Genomic DNA, 19,671 nt, shown 5'->3' on the forward strand with positions numbered 1-19,671 from the left:
TGGCGACTATTGGCAGCGGTTGCGGCCCGCGGCAAGCGGGCATTCAGGTCTCGATGATTTCGCGTATCCGGCTGGCGAGGACGTCCATGGCGAAAGGCTTGGTGATCATCGCCATGCCGGGTTCAAGGAAGCCCGATGCCACGGCCGCATTTTCGGCATACCCGGTCATGAACAGGACTTTGAGCCCCGGCCGGCAGGCGCGCCCGCCGTCCGCGACCTGCCGGCCGTTGAGTCCCGGCAAACCGATATCGGTGACAAGCAGGTCTATGTGCTGGTCCGATTGCAGGATCGCCAGCCCCGAGGGGCCGTCGGCCGCTTCGATGGCGTGGTAGCCCAGATCGTCCAGCACCTCCAGGATCAGGCCGCGCACGACCGGCTCGTCCTCGACCACCAGCACCACTTCGCCGTCCAGCGCGGTCGGCAGGGGGAGGGCCGCTGCGGCGGAATCGATGCCGGCTTCGGCTCCGACATGGCGGGGCAGGTACAGCTTGATCGTGGTGCCGGCGCCTTCTTCGGAATAGATGCGCGCATAACCTTCGGACTGCCGCGCGAAACCGTAGATCATCGACAGGCCAAGGCCCGTGCCCTGACCGATGGGCTTGGTGGTGAAGAACGGCTCGAACGCCCGCGTCACGGTTTCACGGCTCATGCCCACGCCGGTATCGCTGATGGCGATGCACACGTATTCGCCGGGCTTCACATCCCTTTCGCGAGCGGCAAAACGGTCATCGAGGTGGGCATTGCTTGTCTCTATCGTCAGCTTGCCGCCTTGCGGCATGGCATCGCGCGCATTGATGACGAGGTTGAGGATCGCGCTTTCAAGCTGGTTGGGATCGCAGCGCGTCAGCCAGAGGCCGCCGGCAAGCATGAAGCGCAGTTCGATGTGTTCGCCCAGCGTGCGCCGCATCATGTCTTCCATCGAAGCGATCAGCGGGTTCGTGCGCACCGGCCGTGGGTCTAGCGGCTGGCGACGGGAGAACGCCAGCAATCGGTGAGTCAGCGCCGCCGCGCGCTCTGCCGAGGTGCGTGCGCCGCCCAGCCAGCGTTCCAGATCCTGCGTCCGCCCTTGCGTGAGGCGGTTGTGCATCATGTCGAGGCTGCCGGTGATGCCCTGCAGCAGATTGTTGAAATCGTGCGCGATCCCGCCCGTCAGCTGCCCGACCGCCTCCATCTTCTGGCTTTGCCGAAGGGCTTCCTCGATGGCGCGCTGCTCGGTTATGTCACGCCCGATGGCATGGATGCGGCGATCGTCGGGCACGGCGGTCCATGCCAGCAGCCGGTAATCGCCTTCCCTTGTCCGGTAACGGTTTTCGAAAGCGACCGTGCGCTTGCCGGTGGACAGCTTGCTGATTTCTGCGACGGTGGCGTCGATGTCGTCGGGATGCACGAAGGAAGCGACGCGCCGCCCTAGCATTTCCCCTTCATGCCATCCCAGCAGTCGCTCGGCAGAGGGGTTGACCGCCGTGATCGAGCCCTGGAAATCGCACACCAGCATCAGGTCGCGGCTGATCGTCCACAAGCGGTCGCGATCCTGCGCATATGCGGCTTCGGCCCGCTTCTGCGCCTCGATTTCGGTATTGGTGCCGATCCATGCCGTGATGGCGCCGTGGGCATCCGTCAACGGCATCGCCCGGCACAAATGCCAGCGGTAGATGCCCTCGCAGTCACGCAGGCGAAATTCGGTATCATAGACCTGCCCCGAAGCGCGGGCCTGTTCCCAGCGTTCAAGAGCGGAAGCACGGTCATCCGGGTGGACGATGCGAGCCCAGCCTTCGCCGTTCAGACTGCCATAGGGCTCTCCCGAGTAGGCGTAGGCACGATCGTTGGACCAGTCCAGAGCGCCGTCGGCCCTTGCCGTCCAGACTTGCGTGGGCATGTTCTGGGCAAGCGCGCTGAACTGCGCCTCGCTCTTTTCCAGCGCAGACTGGGTGCGTTTGCGCTCGGTGACATCGCGGACTGCGCCGATCATGCGTACCGGATTGCCGGCCGTGTCGAATTCGAATTCCGACTTGCGCGCGATCACGCGTTCTTCGCCGGTATCCGGGCGCCGGATCCGATATTCCACGTCGAGCGCGGCGGCCCCCGAATTGCGCCTTGCGTGATTTGACGACAAGTGGCGGTCTTCGGATACGATAATCTCTTCGAAGTCCTCCGGGCTCATCGTTCCGTCCTGCGGTACGCCGAACAGGCGGCAGAATTCATCGGTGCCGGTGATCGTGTTGGCGGCGATGTCGACGGAGAACAGCCCGACCCCGCCCGCCACCTGGGCGCGGCTCAACTGCTCGGCGCTCAGGCGCAGGGCTTCCTGCGTATCATGTTCGAAGGTGCGGTCGCGCATCAGCTTTACGAAGCCGATCGCCTCTCCGTCCCCGTTGCGCAGCGGGGTCATCTCGCTCAACCCCCACAGGCGTTCGCCGGTCTTGCGCAAGTGCCAGCGGGCATCGTGCGCCCGGCCGGTTTCCATCGCTTCCTGGCGCTTGATCGCCGGGCGTCCGGCGGCACGATCCTCACTGGTGAAGAACACATCGATAGGGCGGCCGAGCATTTCCTCTTCGGTCCAGCCCAGCATCGTCGTGGCGCCGGCGTTCCACAGCGTAATCCGCCCGTCGAGGTCGGTAGCGACGATGCCGTAGTCGATCGCGCCGTCCAGAATCTGGCGGTTGTAGGCTTCCCGTTCGCGCAGCAGCCCTTCGGCGCCGACGCGCTGGATGTGGGCCCATGATCGCTCCGTCACTTCCCGTATTATGCCCAGTTCGTAGGCGGTCCAGCGGTGTGGCGTGGCATCATGGATGGCCATCAGGGCGATCAGCCGGCCCTGCTTGACCAGAGGCATGCAGATGGTGGCCGCAATGCCGATATCCTGGAATGTCCTTGCTTCCTCAGGAGCGATTTCAATCGCGTTGTCGTTGATGATCAAGGGGCGGCCCGCGTGCAGTTCCTGCACGGCAAGCGCGCCGAAATCGGCCAGATGGTAATGGCCGAGGATCGATGGAGCCGGATCCGCGTGCCAGTTGCCCCGGATCGTGAAGCCGTCCTCGTCGGCGTCCATGTCGGCATAGGCGCAGTTGGATACGCCCAGATGCTGCGCGGTCATGCGGGTGGTGATGGCAAGAATGTCCGCCGCCCCGCGGCAATCGGCGATCGCCCGGCCCAGATCGTCGAGGAAGCGCAGCTTGGTTTCGCTTTCCTGCAGCGCCTGACGGGCGTGATGCGCCTCGGTGATCTCGAACACGACGGCGATCACCCCGGCGGGCTTGCCGTCGTCTCCGGGCACCGGAGAATAGTCGAGGTTCAGCCAGACCTGTTCCGGGCGGCCGTGGCGGGACAGGGTCAGCATGTGGTCGCGGTAGCGCAACGTGCCGCCGGCAAGCCCGACCTGCATGACGTTGGCGTTGAATTCGGCCACTTCCTCCCAGCCGTCCAGCACGTTGGAGCCAAGCAGGCGACTGTCGCGCCCGCCTGCGAATTCGGCATAGGCATCGTTGTAGATCATGACGCCTTCGCGGCCCCATAGCAGGACCAGCGGCACCGGGGAGGGCAACATCATCGCAACGGTGTGGCGAAGGCTGATCGGCCAGCCGTCGATCGGGCCGATCGGCGTCGATGCCCAGTCAAACGTGGCGATACGGCGCGCAAGATCGCCTTCGAGTCCCATGAACCCGTCGCCGTCCGCCCCGATGCGCCCCATTCTCCTTACCGATCCCTTCGTGCAGGACGAAACTGACTGCGCCGCCATCTGCGCAGGCGACAACACATCGGCCCGGAAACGGTTCCTCGCAATCGCTTATTTCGCGATTATCCCGCAGCAGCGAAGGGATAGAGGCGGGCGGCAGGCGATTGTGCCGATGTCATGCTGCGCGGAGCGAGGCAGGCGTTATTGCGTCCGTTGTTTTTCGCTTCGTAAAGGCCGCGGTCGGCCTCCAGCATTGCGGGGGCAAGGTCGTGCGTGCCCTGCGGCACCGCTGCGCATCCGATGCTGAGGGTGCCGCACTGGTCCGGGCCCTGACGTGCGGCGAAGCCGGTGCACAGGTCCTCGGCAAGATGAAGCCCCCGGACCGCGTCCATGCCGGGAACCAGCACGACGAATTCATCGCCGCCCAGCCTTGCACAGACCGCCGATGCAGGCAGGCGCAGGGAAAGGAACTTTGCCAGGTCGACCAGCAAGCGATCTCCGTCCTGATGGCCGAAGCAGTCGTTGATCGTCTTGAAGTTGTCGATATCGATCAGCAGCAGCGATCCGCCCAGCGGCTGGACGATCCGCGTGCGCTTCTCGAACCCGCGGCGGTTGAGCAGGCCGGTGAGCGGGTCGCTTTCGGCAAGGCGGGTGGCGCGTTCTTCCCGGCGGCGACGCAGCGCGCCGGCAACCGACATGGCCAGCGCCACTTCGACAAGGATCCCCTCGAAGAGTGAGATAGAAATCATCGTGCCCTTGTAGGAGGACAGGTTCACGAACGCGCCCGGCACGAAGGCGCAGCCCGCCTTGATGGCGTAGAACGATCCGTGGAACAGCAGGGTGGCGACCAGCGTGCGCGTTTCGGAGCCGGTGTTGCGGCGCTCCTCCACCAGCACTCCGGCAGCGCGAAGGCAGAACACCGCCACGAAACCGGCGTTGAACAGGGACATCACCTGATCGCGGTCGCCAAGTCCGGGTATCGCCATCAGCGCGGAGCAGATCAGTGGTGCGAAGAACCACGCTAGGCTCAGCTTGCGCTGCGCGAACGATGCGGCGCCGTGAAGGAACATGAAGTGTGCCAGCGGGACCATCGAGTTGGAGAGCCATACACCGACGAAGAACTCACCGCTCTGACGCAGCGGCGCCAGGGTGCAGCCGACCACGATCGACAGGAAGCCCAGCGCAAAGCTCAGCAGGAACCGCTCGCGCAGGGATCGCCATTCGATCAGAAGAAACGTTGCGGCCACGAACGCGATCGCGTTCGACAGCAGCAACATTGTTGGTGCATCAACCGACATGAAGACCCTGAACCCCCTTGAGAGGGCGAATTACGCGAATATCCTAAACAAAACGTTCACCTCGATGCGCCGGACGATTGCCATGGATTTGCAACCGGAGCGTCCCAATGCCATTCTTGCATACGACACCCGGCCGAACGCACGCGCGAAGGCCTTCGCATATCGGCATCAATGGCTTTTTTCCGGGGACTTAATCCATTGCGCGGCTGGATCCTGTTTCAGCATGAACTCGACCCCTCGATACCCGAGGTGCCGGAAGTATTTCGCTTCCAGGAGGCCGCGGGGGCGCTGGGGATCGAACTTCATGTGCTGCAACCCCACAGTTTCGAACTCGTGGTCGGCACCGGGGGGGACTGGGCGATCAAGTATGGCGGTCGGCCGATCGACAAGCCCGACTTCGTGATCTGCCGCACCGGGGCGGAGACTGACTACTTCACCCTTGCCCTGCTGCGTCATTTCCAGCGGCGGGGCGTGCGGCTGGTGAACGGCCCCGCCACGATCGAGATCGTTTCCGACAAGCTGCACACGCTTCAGACCCTCAACCGCGCAGGGCTGCCGATCCCGCGCACGATGCTGGGCACGTTCCCCATCGACATCGATCTTGTGGAGCGGGAGCTGGGTTTCCCGGTGATCGTCAAGACGCTGAAGGGCACACGCGGCGCGGGCGTCCTCAAGTGCGAGGATCGCAGCCAGTTCGAGGATCTGGCCGGGCTTCTCGAAAGCGCGGAGGCCAAGGCGGACTTTATCCTGCAGCACTATGTCCGGGCCAGCCATGGCCGCGATGTGCGGGTGCTGGTGGTCGGGGGCAGGGTGATCGCCGCGATGGAGCGCCGTTCGCTGACCGGCGGGTTCAAGTCCAATGTCTCGCTCGGCGGAGTCGGCGTGGCGTACAACCCGCCGCCGGAAATGGCCGAGCTGGCGGTGCAGGCCGCCGACGTGCTCGAACTGGACATCACCGGGATCGACATCCTGTTCGACGAGGACGGCTATCGCATCTGCGAGGCCAATTCCGCGCCCGGCTTTCAGGGGCTGGAGCGCGCGACCGGGCTGGATGTGCCGACGGCGATCCTCGAATGGGTGGTGTCCACTCAGGCGGCGGTGCAGGACCGCGCGCCCGCTCCGGCCGAAAGCACGGCGCTGGCCGACATGGTCTTCGGCGGCCGCACGGGCCTTCGCGCGCTGAGCGATCGCAACGACGAATTCCGCCGCTTTGCCAATGCGGTGGGGCTGCGCATGCTGGCGGCGGGCATCGGTTGCCTGATACAGGGTTCTTTCCCGCGACCGCTGGTGGACCGCCGCAGCCCCACCGGCATCGGTCTTCGCAGCCTGTTCGAAGGTCGCGCCAAGGTGGACCTGACCGGGCTCAACGACCGCGCCCATGAACGCACCCTGCTGGTGGTGCTGGGCGTGGCGATCTGGGCGGCCGTGATGCCCTGGCTGGCAGGCGCGACGACGGTTATCAGCGGCATCCTTTCGATCATGGCGCTGATCTTCCCGGCGGTGTTCCTGCTGACTTCTCCGGCGGGACGCTTCGGAGCCGGTCGTCTTGGGTCAGGTGCCGGGCGGCGACGCAGGAACAACCGATGATAGATTTTTCCGCGATCCCCTGGGCTGCGCTTGCCCCGTTCATCATTGCCGGGTTCCTGGCGCAGCTGGTCGACAGTGCGGTGGGCATGGGGTTTGGCGTGATCGGCAATTCGCTGCTGATCCTGCTGGGGCTGCCGCCCGCCGCCGCTTCCACCGTCACGCATACGGTAGAGGGTTTCACCAGCGGCGTTTCGGGTGTGGCCCATGCCTTGCAGCGCAACGTGGACTGGATGCTGTTTGCGCGGCTGGTCATACCGGGCATTGCCGGAGGGCTTGCCGGAGTATGGGCGCTGTCGCACCTCAGCCTGTCGATCCTGCGGCCGGTGCTGCTGGTCTATCTGGCCGCCGTTGGCATCTACCTGATCTGGCGCGGCGCGCGGCGGGCGCAGGCCTATCGCCGGATGCGCGCGGTGGGGCCGTTGGGACTTGCCGCCGGCTTCCTGGACTCCTTCGGCGGCGCATGGGGGCCGGTGACGACCGGAAGCCTGATTGCGCAAGGGATGACCCCGCGCATGGCGGTGGGCACGGTCAACGCGGCGGAGTTCTTCGTTTCCGTCACCGTGCTTTCGGCTTTCATCGGCAGCCTTGGCCTGCAGTCGTTCTCTATTGCTGCATCCGGCCTGCTGATCGGCGGCATCGTGGCCGCGCCACTTGGCGCACTGATCACGCGCAGAGCATCGTCACGGGACATGACGCAGTGGATCGGAGGCGTGATGATTGCGCTGAGCCTGTGGGGGCTGATCTCGCTGGTTTTCGCGCCGGTGCCCCTGTTTTCGCGGATGTAACAGTCAGGAGGCGGCCTTGAGCCGCCCGCCGCTGAGCACTCCGGCCAGTCCCGGCGCCACCTTTCGCAACGCCTTGGCCATGGCGACCACCGCGCCCAGGATCAGGAACGGCTGGGCGAGCAGGTACACCGGATAAAGCGGAGAGCCGAGCTTACCGGTAAGCTTCCCGATCAACGGCCCGAACAGCCAGATCAGGATGAGGTGCGCGCAGAAATAGAAGAACATGTAAGGTTCTATCCGGCGCAGCAGCGGGGCGGCGCGTGTTGCGACAAGACGCCAGGCCAGCCACCACACAGCAAGTGACGCCGCGACGCGCGCGGCAAGGTCCACCGCTGCCGTCGATGCATCGTCGAACGGGCGGGCATCGCCGATCGAGACGTAGAGGTGCAGGGGCATCAGCACCACGAACGGGGCAAGGGCGATCACCGCAGGCCATGCGGCGGCGCGCTCTGCAAGGTTCGCGCGGCGCGCGACTATGCCCAGCGTGAAGAACATCAGGATCGATGCGCGCAGGATCACCGGCGGGCCAAGGCCGAACACGTGGCAGGTGCCCGCCGCCATCGCCAGCAGCAGGAGCACGCGCGAAGGCACCCGCACCAGCAGCGGGGCAATGACCATGCACAGGAACAGATCGCGCAGGAACGGCATCTGCACGTTGATGTCTGGCGGGTGCGTGACGATCATCAGTTCCTCGAACAGCCATCCCCACGATTGCGGAACCGGCGCGGCCAGCCCGAACAGCACAGCGGCGCCCGACACGAGCAGAACCGCCAGCGCATTCCACAGGACCATGGGCAAGAGGATCGTGCGCGCCTTGCGCGAGACGTGCGGCCCCCATTGCCGGGTGCGGGAAGATCCGGCCACCAGCCAGCCGGAAATCAGGCCCAGCAGCGGCACCGCGCTTCGCCCGAAGCCTTCCATCAGGATCCAGCGGAAGGTTTCCTGCGGTGTGCCGCGCGCCAGTTCGAGATCGTAGCCCGATAGTCCCGTCCAGGCATGGACATAGACGATCCCCGCGATGCAGATGACGCGCGCGATGCGGATCGCATCGGACCGCCGCGCATGCAGCTCGTTCCGGGGCTCAGCCAAACGTTGTCCCGCCAATGGTCATCCATGCTCCGTCTGTGTCTTTGTCATCATAAGTCGCCGGGGGCGCAGTGGTTGCCTTGGCGGCGTGATGCCAAGGCTATGCGTCGCACTGCGCCAGTGGCGGGATAGACTGTGACGGGGCGGCGGGTAAGGAAGCGACCGTCGGTGTCAGAACAGCGCTTCGTCCAGGGCCATGACGGTGGCAGGCCCTGCTGCGATCCGTGCGGCGTGCAGGGCGGCGCGGGGCAGGACGTATGCGGCATAATACCCGGCAAGCGCCTTGTAAGTGTCTTGAAGGCGGGCATCTTCCAGCGCCGGGGCGGCCTTCAGGATGCGCACCCACATCCAGCCCAGCGAAACCAGCGCGAAGAGATTGAGGTATTCGGTTGCTGCGGCGCCAAGGGCATCGGCCTCTCCGGCAGCGGCCGCCACGGTGTCGCTGGCTTCTTCCAGCATGGTCAGCGCGCGGCGCATGGCGATTACCAGTTCGTGCCCGGCCAGTTCGCCATCGGCGCGGTCGAGGTCGACGGTGATGGCTGCAAGGTAGCTGCGCAGCGGCGCGCCGCCGTCCAGCGTGACCTTGCGGGAAACAAGGTCCATCGCCTGCACGCCGTTGGTGCCCTCATAGATCTGCGTGATGCGGGCATCGCGGACGAACTGCTCCATCCCGGCTTCGTGGATATAGCCATGGCCGCCGAATACCTGCTGCGCCTGCACGGTCGTCTCGAAGCCGAAATCGGTGAAGGCGGCCTTGATCACCGGGGTCAGCAGGGCAACGTCCGCGGCGGCGGCTGCACGCACTTGTGCATCGGGGTGGTGATCCGAAACGTCCATGCGGATCGCGGTCCACGCCGCCAGCGCGCGCGCGGGCTCTACGAAGGCGCGGCAGGACAGCAGCATTTTGCGCACATCGGCATGGGCGATGATCGGCACGGTGCCGGGCCGTCCGTCCGAAGCGCGGCCCTGCAGGCGCTCGCGGGCGTAGGCGACGGCGTTCTGCGTGGCCGCATCGGCAAGGCCAAGGCCCTGAATGCCCACGAAAAGCCGTTCCGCATTCATCATCGTGAACATCGCGTTGAGCCCGCGTCCTGCTTCGCCCACCAGCCAGCCGGTGGCCCCATCGTAGTTCATGACGCAAGTGGGCTGGGCGTGGATGCCCATCTTGTGCTCAAGCGCGCCCACCGACATCGCGTTGCGTTCGTCGAAGGCGCCGGCCGCACCGGGCAGGAACTTGGGGACAAGGAACAGGCTGATCCCCTTCACACCCGCCGGGGCATCGGGCAGGCGGGCCAGGACGAGGTGGACGATGTTGTTGCCGAAATCCTGATCGCCCGAAGAGATGAAGATCTTCGTTCCCGTGACGGCATAGCTGCCGTCCTCGCGCGGTTCCGCACGGGTGCGCAGCAGGCCAAGGTCGGTGCCGGCCGAAGCCTCGGTCAGCGCCATGGCGCCGCACCATTCGCCGGTGACCAGCTTGCCCAGATACGTCGCCTTGAGATCGTTCGACCCATGCGCGGCCAGCGCCTCTGCCGCGCCGCGCGTAAGGCCGGGGAACAGGCCGAAGGACAGGTTGGCGGCGGAGACCATCTCGTCCAGCATGATCTGCACGGTGCGCGGCAGGCCCTGGCCGCCATATTCGGGGTCACCCGCAAGGCCCGGCCAGCCCGCCTCGACGAATTCGGCATAGGCATCGGCAAAGCCGGGGGCGGTCACCACCTGTCCGTCCACGAGTTGGGTGCCTGCCGCATCGCCGGGCAGATTCAGGGGAGCAAGGCGCTCTGCGCACATGCGTCCGGCCATCGTGAGGACTTCGGCCGCCAATTCGCTGGTCACTTCCTCCAGCCCCGGCAGCGCAGCCATCTGCGCATCGAAATCGAGCACATGCTCCAGCAGGAAGCGCATCGTCGCGACTGGGGGCTGATAGGTAGAGGGCATCATGGTCTCCGCAGGTCTTGCGCGCTTGCGCGTCTTGATGCGTCAATGTACCAAACGATCGTTACAATCAAGCCGGGGGTGTCATGGTCCGTCAAATCCCTTGCCGATCTGCGCGCATGGCGGCATCGCGGCACCGATGACCGCCATACCCCCCACCAAGCCCAACCCCACGCGCGAGGACGAGGTTCTGGCCGCTGCCGCAGCGCTCTTTGCCGAGCGCGGCTATGCTGCCACCAGCATCCGTGACATCGGGGAGCGGGTAGGGCTGTTGGGCGGGTCGCTCTACCACTACATCAAGAGCAAGGACGCGCTCTTCGTGCGGCTCCACGATGCGGCGCTGCAGGGTGCGGAAGACCGCATACGCGCGGCTATTGAGGGCGTCGACAATCCGGCAAGGCGGCTTGCCATGGCCTGCCGGGTGCTGCTGGCGATCCAGCTTGATCCTGAGTCACTGACGATGCCGCTGATGAACGATCTGCGCGCGGTGCCCGAGGGCGTCCGCGCGCAGCTTATCCAGCGGCGTGATGCGTTCGAACGGCTGTTCTCGCAGCTGGTGGACGCTCTGCCGCCGCATCCCGGCCGTGATCCGGCGATCTACCGCATCCTGCTGCTTACCACGCTCAATTCAGCGGGTGCATGGTATCGGCCGGGGCGCCTTGGGGTGGAGGCAATCGCCGACCAGATACTTGCCCTTTACGGGATAGACGGCTGAACTTCGGCCCGTAAACCGATTACGGTTTCGGCACGCTGCGACAAAGCCCTTCCTGCGCGACACTGGCCACCAGCGTCCCGGCGCGGTCGTAGATGGCCCCGCGCGCGAAGCCCCGGGCATGACCCGCCCAGGGGCTGTCCATCGTGTAGAGCAGCCAGTCCTCCACGGGCGGGGTGGAATGGAACCACACAGCATGATCGAGGCTGGCAACCTGCAGGTCAGGCGTGAAGAAGGTCTTCGCGTGAGGAAGCACGGCGGTGGAAACCAGCGCGAAGTCGCTGGCATAGGCCAGCACCACGCGTTTGAGCACGTTGTCAGCTTCCATCGGTGCGGCCAGCCGGAACCACAGGAACTGGCGCGGCGTGTCGCCTGCTTGCGTGGCCGGAGGTCCGGGGCGCACATCGAATGCGGCCAGCCGCTCCAGCATCGCCTGCGGGAATTTCTGGCCCGCCGCCGCCAGCGCATCGACCAGCGAGGGGCATTGTTCGGGCGAGGGAACCTGCGGCACGGCGGCAGCGTGAGCGAAGCCGCTTTCCTGCCGGTGAAACGAGGCGGCAAGGTTGAGGATCGGTTTTCCGCCCTGCATCGCAACGACGCGGCGGTTGGCGAAACTGCCGCCATCGAAATCGCGCAGTACACGGTAGATGATGGGCCGGGTCGTATCTCCGGCTCGAAGGAAATAGGCATGAAGCGAATGCGCCTGCCGGTCGACTTCGCTGTCCTGCAATCCGCGTGCGGCGGCGGCCAGAGCCTGCGCCACGACCTGCCCGCCGAATACGCGGCCCGGCCCTTCGGCGGCGGCCGCGCCGCGAAACAGGTCCGTGTCGATCTCTTCCACTTCCAGAAGAGCCCGCAGTTCGGTGACTGCTGCTGCTGCTGCGTCAATCATCGACTGGTCTTATCGGTGAGCCATCAAGCCATGCAAGCGCCTGCCGCTCGATCGACACAAGTTCGTCCAGGGTCTGTTCGATCGCGTGCTTCTGCTTGCGCAGGTCGGTGATGCGCTCTGCCACTTTGTCCTTCAGCGCGCGGACCTGTTCATGGTGTTCGGGGTCGACGTCGTAGAGGTCGAGGAACTCCTTGATCTCGCGGATGCTGAAGCCCAGCCGCTTGCCGCGAAGGATAAGCTGCATCCGGCCGATTTCCCGGCGCGAATAGATGCGCATGGTGCCGGACCTGTGCGGCGCGATCAGGCCCTTGTCTTCGTAGAAGCGCAAGGTGCGCATCGTAACGCCGAGCAGCGTGGCAGCTTCCTGGATGCCAAGCAGCTGAGGCGGTTCAGGGGCGGGTGCGGTGCTCAAGCGGCAGTTCCGGCGGCGGTTCCGGCGGTCTGCACAGCGGCACGCTTTGCAGCCTCTTCAGCGACCAGATCCTTCTTGGACAGCTTGCCGACCATCGTCTTGGGAAGCGAATCCCTGAATTCGATGGCGGCCGGCATCTCGATCTTGTTCAGCCGCTCCCGCAGGAACCCGAGCAACGTATCCTGATCCAACAGATCCCCCGCATGCAGCACCACGAACGCCTTGGGGGCCTGGCCGCGATAGGCGTCAGGAACGCCGATCACCACTGCCTCTGCTACCATCGGATGCTCGTAAAGAGCTTCTTCGATGATGCGCGGATAGACGTTGTACCCCCCGCACAGGATCACGTCCTTGATCCTGTCTACCAGGAACAGATAGCCGTCCTCGTCGAGATAGCCAATATCGCCGGTCCGCAGGGCGCCGTAGATGAAGGTCTTCTCCGTTTCGTCCGGTCGTCCCCAGTAGCCCTGCATGATCTGCGGGCCACGGGCGCAGACTTCGCCCTTTTCGCCCGGCGCGCAAAGGCGGGATGCATCGTTGGGATCGCGGATTTCGAGCGCAGTGCCGGGAAAGGCCGGGCCGCAGGAGTTGTCCTTGACCAGACCTTCAAGGGGATTGCAGGCGATGATCGGGCTGGCTTCGGACAGGCCGTAGCCTTCGACCACGTTCACGCCGGTCTTCTCTTCGAATTCGCGGCGGACTTCCAGTGGCAGCGGTGCGCCGCCCGAAATGCAGACGCGCACGTTATCGAACTCGCCATGCAATTGCTGGCCGTTGAGCGCGGTGTAGAGCGTGGGCACCCCGAAGAACTGTGTCGGCTTCGTGCGTTTGGCAGTGGCAAGGAAGGACTTCATCTCGAAGCGCGGAAGCAGGATCATTTCCGCCGCCGTATCGACCGAATAGTTCAGCACCGTAGTCAGCGCGAAGACATGGAACAGCGGCAGGACGCCCAGCGTGCGTTCCTGATGTTCCGGCATGTGGCCGACATGGGCGATCATCTGCGCCGAATTGGCGGCAAGGTTCGCATGGCTCAGCATAGCGCCCTTGGGCACGCCGGTGGTGCCGCCGGTGTACTGCAGCACGGCAAGGTCGTTGGGGTGGCGCTCGACCAGGTCGGGCTCCGCATCGCGGGCGATCAGGTTGGCCCAGCGGGCATAACGCAGATCGTGCGGTTCGTGGGCGATGTCATGCCGTTTGAACAGCAGGAAGGCGCGCCGCTTCATCGCGGGCAGGGCATCGGCAAAGGGGCAGACGACCACGCGCTTGAGGCAGGTCTTGCCGACCAGCGGCTCCAGCTTGGGCAGGCACAGGGCAAGGTCGGTGGCGATCATCACCTCGCAGCCGGAATCGGTGACCTGATGCGCCATCTCGCGCTCGGTGTAGAGCGGGTTGAAGTTCACCACGACCGCGCCGATCCGCAGCACCGCGAAGTAAGCGACTACGTAGTAGGGCGTATTGGGCAGACACAGACCGACGCGGGTGCCCTTGGTCACGCCAAGATCCTGCAGGCCACGGGCGGCGCGCTTCGCAAGCGCGCCGATTTCCGCGTAAGTCCACTTGCGGCCCATGAAATCGACCGCCGGCCAGGCTCCATGCGCGTCAACCGCATGGTCCAGCAGATCGGTCAGAAGACGCGGCGCGATCGGCGGCATCTCGTCCGTCGTGACAGTTCCAGTGGCGGGAGCGACCCCGCCGATCGTCGCCGCTTCGGTCATTAGAAGTGCATCCTTGCGCCAAGGGAGAAGACAAGTGCGGAAGCGTCCGTCAGGGAGCCATCCGTTATGATCGGCGTCTGTGCCGCGGTGCCGGCATAGGCCGCGGTGATGCGGTCGATGGGGGCATCCTTGAAGAAGATGTAGGACGCGGCGGCATCGATCGTGAACGCCGGGCTTGGCGAATAGCTGGTGCCTGCCGAAACGTTCCAACGGTTGCTGTCAGGTACGCGGGCGTCGCGGTCACCGTTACGCGTCGGCGTGATGCCGCGCTGGACGCCGGTGCGCAGGGTCCACTGCGGGTTCACTTCGTAATCGGCGCCGATCGCCCAGGTCCAGCTGTTGCGGTAGTTTTCGGGGATCGACTGGTTGAGGGGGGCGCCAAGATCGATCGAATCGAACTCGCTCCAGCCCATGCGCACGACCTGCGCGTTCAGCGTCAGGCTCTTGCTCAGCTTCGCGCGGGCGCTGCCGATCACCATCCATGGCGTGCTGAATTCCGCCGTCGCGTCGATCGAACCGTTGTTCGCCGCCAGCGGAGCCTGCAGACCTTCGATGGTCACGGTGCCGTCCAGCTTGTGCTTGACCGAGGACTTGTAGGCGAGGCCGAGCGAGACGGGGCCATCGTGGAACTGCATGCCAGCCGACCAGCCCACATCCCAGCCTTTGCCCTTCAGCGTCTGGTGTCCGTCTGCCAGCAGCGGGGAAACGTTGGGCAGGTAGTTGCCCAGCGTTGCATCCACGTATTCGATGTTGGCGGCCGCGCCGATGTAGAGGCCCTTGGCAACCTCGACCGCGACGGAGGGCTGGATATCATATGTGCGCAGCTTGGTCTTGTCCGCGCTGTAGCGCGCCCAGCTGTCTTCTTCGTAATTGGTGGTGAACGAATAGGGCGCGGTCAGGGACAGGCCCACCGCGACGCGGCCAAAGCCGTAGGCGATGGCACCGGAGGGGAGATAGCCGTTGTCGATCGGGTTCTTCGAGACCCCGTTGCCGCCGACGGGAGCCGCTGCCTGCCCGGGCCGCACGATCACGGTGCCGTTGTCCACGACCTTGCCGCGCGGCAGGATGGCGCTGGCGCGCACGGCGGCTTCACCGCCCTGCATGCCCGCGATCGAGGCCGGGTTCCACCACAGGGAATCGACGCCGGTGTCGGCCGCTTCGCCAGAGAAGGCGCGGCCCTGTCCGCGTACGGACTGCTCCTGAAGATAGAACGCCTGCGCGCTTGCCGATCCACTCCACGCGATGGCGACGACGCCCGCCGCGCTCGCAAGAAGGATGCGGTTGTACTTGGTATGCATTCCGTACTCTCCCTAGGTAATTGCTTTTGGCAGGTATTTAACTGCCGCGCGGCTTACTTGATCCGCGTCCATGTCTGCGTTTTGCACAGCGGCCAGACGATGCAGCCCTTGAGCTTGAGGGTGTCCGCACCGGCGGGCGTGATCGTCGCTTTGTAAGTGCCGCCGTCTTCGGGGTTGTAGATCGACCCGCCCGACCAGGCATTGCCGTCCTGCTTGAACCCGCCCAGGATCTGCAGTCCCTTGAGGCGGCGGTCGCGCTTGGCGGCGTCCTTGTTGTTGACGTCCTTCAGGTCGGGGTTCTTCAGGATGTTCTCCGAAGAGATCAGCTTGCCGCAGATCGACCCGCCGCAGCGTTCGATTTCGATGACACCGTGCTTGGCCGGTGTGCGCCACGAGCCAACCAGCGATCCCGCATCGGCCGCCAGCGCCGGCGATGCCGCAGCGATGAGCGCGGAACCCAATCCCAGCGTGGTAAGTTTAACGAAGTGCATGTGCGACCTCTCCATCTCTCTCGCCCGGATTTCTTTGCTGGAACCGCGCCCCTGACTTCGCAGGTGACAGGCGATCCCGAACCGGATGGACTCGGCATATCCGAAAATTCTCTTGACGTATAGGGAAAGATTCGCACCTTTAGGGAAGACGTTCGGGAGAACGAGGATCGCTTAGGATTCGGCACTCAAGCCGGCCGGGTCCACCCATGGAGAGGAATAGATGCAAAGCGTCGTGATCGCGGGATATGCCCGTTCGCCGTTTCACCTTGCAAACAAGGGCGCGCTCGCCCGTGTCCGCCCTGATGACCTTGCCGCGCAAGTCATCCGCGGGCTGATTTCAAAGACCGGGGTGGAGCCTTCGGATATCGAGGATATCATCGTCGGCTGTGCCTTCCCGGAAGGGGAGCAGGGGCTCAACGTGGCGCGCCTGATCGGGCTGCTGGCGGATCTGCCGATCTCGGTAGGCGGCATGACCGTGAACCGCTTCTGTGGTTCGTCGATGAGCGCGATCCATACCGCGATGGGCCAGATCGCCATCGGCGCGGGCGAGGTATTCGTCTGCGCGGGCGTCGAATCGATGAGCCGGGTGCCGATGATGGGCTTCAACCCGCTGCCCAACCCGGCACTGGCGAAGAAAAGCGCCGCCTACATGGGCATGGGCGAAACGGCGGAAAACGTCGCCACCAAGTACCAGATCGCGCGGGCAGAGCAGGAAGCTCTGGCCGTTTCCAGCCAGCACAAGGCCGCTGCGGCGCGCGATGCGGGCAAGCTGGTTGACGAAATCGTGCCGATCGAAACCAAGGGCGGCACCGTCAGCGAAGACGGCACCATCCGTGGCGAGACCACGGCAGAAGGGCTTGCTGGTCTCAAGCCCGCATTCGACGCCAACGGTTCGGTAACGGCGGGAACTTCCTCGCCGCTGACAGATGGCGCCAGCGCGGTGCTGGTTACTACGGAAGAATACGCCCGCGCGCATGGCCTGCCGATCCTTGCCCGGATCAAGGCGGTGGCGATTTCCGGCTGCGCGCCCGAAACGATGGGCCTTGGGCCGATCCTGTCCAGCCAGAAGGCGCTTGAGCGCGCGGGCATTTCCGCCGGTGATCTCGACGTGGTGGAACTGAATGAAGCCTTCGCATCTCAGGCACTTGCCTGCATCAAGGACCTTGGCCTGGATACGGCGAAGGTGAACATCGACGGCGGCGCCATCGCCATCGGGCACCCGCTTGGTGCAACCGGTGCGCGCATCGTTGGCAAGGCGGCGTCGCTGCTCAAGCGCGAAGGCGGCAAGTATGCGCTTGCCAGCCAGTGCATCGGCGGCGGGCAGGGTATCGCCACTGTTCTGGAGGCGGTGGAATGAGCCGGCCTATCCAGAAAGTCTGTGTCATCGGCGCTGGCACCATGGGGGCGGGGATCGCTGCGCAAGTCGCCAATGCAGGCGTGCCGGTGCTGTTGCTCGATATCGTCCCCAAGGAGGGGAGCAATCGCAACGCCGTGGCCGAAGGCGCGGTGGCAAAGATGCTCAAGACCGAACCCGCACCCTTCATGAGCAAGGCCGCCGCGAAACTCGTCGAAACCGGCAACATCGAGGATCATCTTGAAAAGGTTGCCGAATGCGACTGGGTGATCGAAGCGGTGATCGAACGCCTCGACATCAAGCAAGGGCTCTACGCGCGGCTTGAGGCCGTGAAGCGCGAAGGGACGGCGGTGTCGTCCAACACGTCGACGATCCCGCTGGCACAGTTGGTCGATGGTCGCTCTGACGCCTTCAAGCGCGACTTCCTCATCACCCACTTCTTCAATCCGCCGCGCTACATGCGGCTGCTGGAAATCGTGACCGGGCCGGATACCGATGCCGGTGTTGCCGCGAAGGTGGAGCAGTTCGCCGATGTGGCGATGGGCAAGACGGTGGTGAAGGCCAAGGACACGCCCGGATTTATTGCCAACCGCATAGGCACTTACTGGATCCAGCTGGGCCTTAACGCCGCTTTCGATCAGGGGCTGAGCGTGGAACTGGCCGATGCCGTGGCGGGCAAGCCGATGGGCGCTCCCAAGACGGGCATCTTCGGCCTTGTCGACCTTGTCGGCATCGATCTGATGCCGCACCTGCAAGCAAGTCTGACCTCCACGCTGCCCAAGGACGATCCCTACCACGCCATCGCCCGCAGTCATCCGCTGATCGAAAAGATGATTGCGGACGGCTATACCGGCCGCAAGGGCAAGGGCGGATTCTATCGTCTTAACAAGGATATGGGCCGCCGAAAGGAGACCATCGACCTTGCCACCGGCGAATACCGCGAAATGATCCGCGCCGCGGGTCCGTCGGGCAAGGCGGCGCGCGGGGATCTGCGCGCGCTGGTGGAAACCAAGGGGCCGATCGGCGACTATGCCTGGGCGGTTCTGGGCGGAACGCTGGCTTATGCCGCATCGCTGATACCCTCGGCGGCGGACGATGTGGTGGCGATCGACGATGCGATGAAGCTTGGCTACAACTGGAAGGCCGGCCCGTTCGAGATGATCGACAGGCTGGGCGCCGCCTGGCTGGCACAGCGTCTTGAATCCGAAGGAAAACCCGTTCCCGAAATCCTCAAGGTAGCGGGCGACCGGCCGTTCTACCGCGTGGAAAGCGGGGTGCGGCAGTACCTGACACTCAACGGCACTTACGACGACATCAAACGTCCACAAGGCGTCCTCAGTCTTGCCGATGTGAAGCTGGCGGGCAAGCCGCTGCTCAAGAATGCATCGGCGGCGTTGTGGGACATCGGCGATGGCGTTACCGCGCTGGAATTCACCGGCAAGATGAACGCGCTCGACGGCGAGGTCATGAAGCTGATCGTCGAGGCGATTCCGCTGGTGGCGTCGAAGTACAAGGCCATGGTCGTTTACACCGATGCCGACAACTTCTCGGCAGGGGCGAACCTTGGCCTTGCGATCTTCGCGGTGAACATCGCTGCGTGGAGCGAGATCGAGAAGCTCGTGGCCGGTGGGCAGATGGCCTACAAGGGCCTCAAGTACGCGCCATTCCCCGTGGTCGGCGCGCCGGCGGGCATGGCGCTGGGCGGCGGGTGCGAGATCCTGCTTCACTGCGATGCGATCCAGGCGCATGCCGAACTCTACATGGGCCTTGTCGAATGCGGCGTGGGCCTTGTTCCGGGCTGGGGCGGCAATGGCGAGATGCTTGACCGCTGGCAGCAGAGCAAGCTGATGCCCAAGGGGCCGATGCCCGCCGTCGCCAAGGTGTTCGAGACGGTGTCCACCGCCTCGGTGTCCAAATCTGCGGCGCAGGCGAAGGAGATGCTGTTCCTGCGCGCAGACGATGCGATCACCATGAACCGCGATCGCCTGCTGTTCGACGCCAAGCAGAAAGCGCTCAGCCTGGTCGACGGCTACAAGCCGCGCGAAGCGCCGCATTTCCGCCTGCCGGGTGAGAGCGGCCGCACCGCGCTGGGCATGGCGGCCGACGGCTTCCACAAGCAGGGCAAGGCGACCGACTATGACATGGTCGTCTCCGATGCGCTGGCGACGGTGCTGACCGGCGGCGATGCCGATCTGGTCGACGTGGTCAGCGAACAGGAACTGCTCAAGCTGGAGCGTGAAGCGTTCATGCGACTGGTGCGCGAGCCCCGCTCGATCGCCCGTGTCGAGCACATGCTCGAAACCGGCAAGCCGCTGCGCAACTGACGGCAAGGGGAATGGGCGAGCCACCCAACATCGCCCATTCCCCGACGGATTTTAACGCAAGGTTCGGCGCAGTGGCAAAGACCATCGCCAACCCCGCGAGGAGAGTGAC

Annotated in this window: 14 protein-coding genes; 5 read left to right on the top strand and 9 right to left on the bottom strand. The window is 64.8% G+C overall.

What is annotated here, in order from left to right:
- Positions 1-43: 43 nt before the first annotated feature.
- Together A8V01_RS01710 and A8V01_RS01715 are read right to left on the bottom strand one after the other, a co-directional pair.
- Complete coding sequence (locus A8V01_RS01710; RefSeq protein WP_103094237.1) at positions 44-3,688, bottom strand: PAS domain S-box protein; 3,645 nt, start codon at positions 3,686-3,688, stop codon at positions 44-46.
- A 107-nt stretch (positions 3,689-3,795) separates the two neighbouring features.
- Positions 3,796-4,971 (bottom strand): GGDEF domain-containing protein, encoded by a 1,176-nt coding sequence (locus A8V01_RS01715; RefSeq protein ID WP_103094238.1) that lies wholly within the window; start codon positions 4,969-4,971, stop codon positions 3,796-3,798.
- Between the two features lie 198 nt (positions 4,972-5,169).
- On the opposite strand from A8V01_RS01715, the gene A8V01_RS01720 reads away from it, so the two are divergent.
- Both A8V01_RS01720 and A8V01_RS01725 read left to right on the top strand, forming a co-directional pair.
- Positions 5,170-6,558 (top strand): ATP-grasp domain-containing protein, encoded by a 1,389-nt coding sequence (locus A8V01_RS01720; protein ID WP_103094239.1) that lies wholly within the window; start codon positions 5,170-5,172, stop codon positions 6,556-6,558.
- Positions 6,555-7,343: a sulfite exporter TauE/SafE family protein gene (locus A8V01_RS01725; protein WP_103094240.1), complete on the top strand. Its 789-nt coding sequence runs from the start codon at positions 6,555-6,557 to the stop codon at positions 7,341-7,343. Before A8V01_RS01720 ends, A8V01_RS01725 begins: the two co-directional genes overlap by 4 nt.
- A gap of 3 nt (positions 7,344-7,346) precedes the next feature.
- Here the strand turns inward: A8V01_RS01725 and A8V01_RS01730 are convergent, their stop codons facing one another.
- Together A8V01_RS01730 and A8V01_RS01735 are read right to left on the bottom strand one after the other, a co-directional pair.
- Positions 7,347-8,432 carry an acyltransferase family protein gene (locus A8V01_RS01730; RefSeq protein WP_170065807.1) on the bottom strand — a complete coding sequence of 362 codons (1,086 nt, stop codon included), beginning with the start codon at positions 8,430-8,432 and terminating at the stop codon, positions 7,347-7,349.
- Between the two features lie 168 nt (positions 8,433-8,600).
- The gene (locus A8V01_RS01735; RefSeq protein ID WP_103094532.1) at positions 8,601-10,367 is read right to left on the bottom strand and encodes an acyl-CoA dehydrogenase; all 1,767 of its coding nucleotides are present in this window, start codon (positions 10,365-10,367) and stop codon (positions 8,601-8,603) included.
- 136 nt (positions 10,368-10,503) lie between these two features.
- Between A8V01_RS01735 and A8V01_RS01740 the strand changes: the two genes are divergently transcribed.
- Positions 10,504-11,079: a TetR/AcrR family transcriptional regulator gene (locus A8V01_RS01740; RefSeq protein ID WP_103094533.1), complete on the top strand. Its 576-nt coding sequence runs from the start codon at positions 10,504-10,506 to the stop codon at positions 11,077-11,079.
- Between the two features lie 19 nt (positions 11,080-11,098).
- On the opposite strand, the gene A8V01_RS01745 is transcribed toward A8V01_RS01740, so the two are convergent.
- From A8V01_RS01745 to A8V01_RS01765, 5 genes are read right to left on the bottom strand one after another with little or no spacing between them, the layout of a single operon-like run.
- Positions 11,099-11,968, bottom strand: a complete 870-nt coding sequence (locus tag A8V01_RS01745) for an acyl-CoA thioesterase (protein WP_103094241.1) — start codon at positions 11,966-11,968, stop codon at positions 11,099-11,101.
- Positions 11,961-12,380 (bottom strand): MerR family transcriptional regulator, encoded by a 420-nt coding sequence (locus tag A8V01_RS01750; RefSeq protein WP_281256467.1) that lies wholly within the window; start codon positions 12,378-12,380, stop codon positions 11,961-11,963. Before A8V01_RS01750 ends, A8V01_RS01745 begins: the two co-directional genes overlap by 8 nt.
- The gene (locus A8V01_RS01755) at positions 12,377-14,095 is read right to left on the bottom strand and encodes a long-chain-fatty-acid--CoA ligase (RefSeq protein ID WP_103094242.1); all 1,719 of its coding nucleotides are present in this window, start codon (positions 14,093-14,095) and stop codon (positions 12,377-12,379) included. The genes A8V01_RS01750 and A8V01_RS01755 overlap by 4 nt, the downstream gene beginning before the upstream one ends.
- Positions 14,095-15,393, bottom strand: coding sequence for an OmpP1/FadL family transporter (locus A8V01_RS01760; protein WP_103094243.1), 1,299 nt, complete (start codon positions 15,391-15,393; stop codon positions 14,095-14,097). Before A8V01_RS01760 ends, A8V01_RS01755 begins: the two co-directional genes overlap by 1 nt.
- 53 nt (positions 15,394-15,446) lie before the next feature.
- The gene (locus tag A8V01_RS01765; protein WP_103094244.1) at positions 15,447-15,884 is read right to left on the bottom strand and encodes a DUF2147 domain-containing protein; all 438 of its coding nucleotides are present in this window, start codon (positions 15,882-15,884) and stop codon (positions 15,447-15,449) included.
- Positions 15,885-16,104: 220 nt separating this feature from the next.
- On the opposite strand from A8V01_RS01765, the gene A8V01_RS01770 reads away from it, so the two are divergent.
- Together A8V01_RS01770 and A8V01_RS01775 are read left to right on the top strand one after the other, a co-directional pair.
- Positions 16,105-17,241, top strand: coding sequence for a thiolase family protein (locus A8V01_RS01770; RefSeq protein ID WP_103094245.1), 1,137 nt, complete (start codon positions 16,105-16,107; stop codon positions 17,239-17,241).
- The gene (locus tag A8V01_RS01775) at positions 17,238-19,562 is read left to right on the top strand and encodes a 3-hydroxyacyl-CoA dehydrogenase/enoyl-CoA hydratase family protein (protein WP_103094246.1); all 2,325 of its coding nucleotides are present in this window, start codon (positions 17,238-17,240) and stop codon (positions 19,560-19,562) included. Before A8V01_RS01770 ends, A8V01_RS01775 begins: the two co-directional genes overlap by 4 nt.
- Positions 19,563-19,671 lie beyond the last annotated feature (109 nt).

Source organism: Novosphingobium guangzhouense, from assembly GCF_002896965.1.
Taxonomy (GTDB): Bacteria; Pseudomonadota; Alphaproteobacteria; order Sphingomonadales; family Sphingomonadaceae; genus Novosphingobium; species Novosphingobium guangzhouense.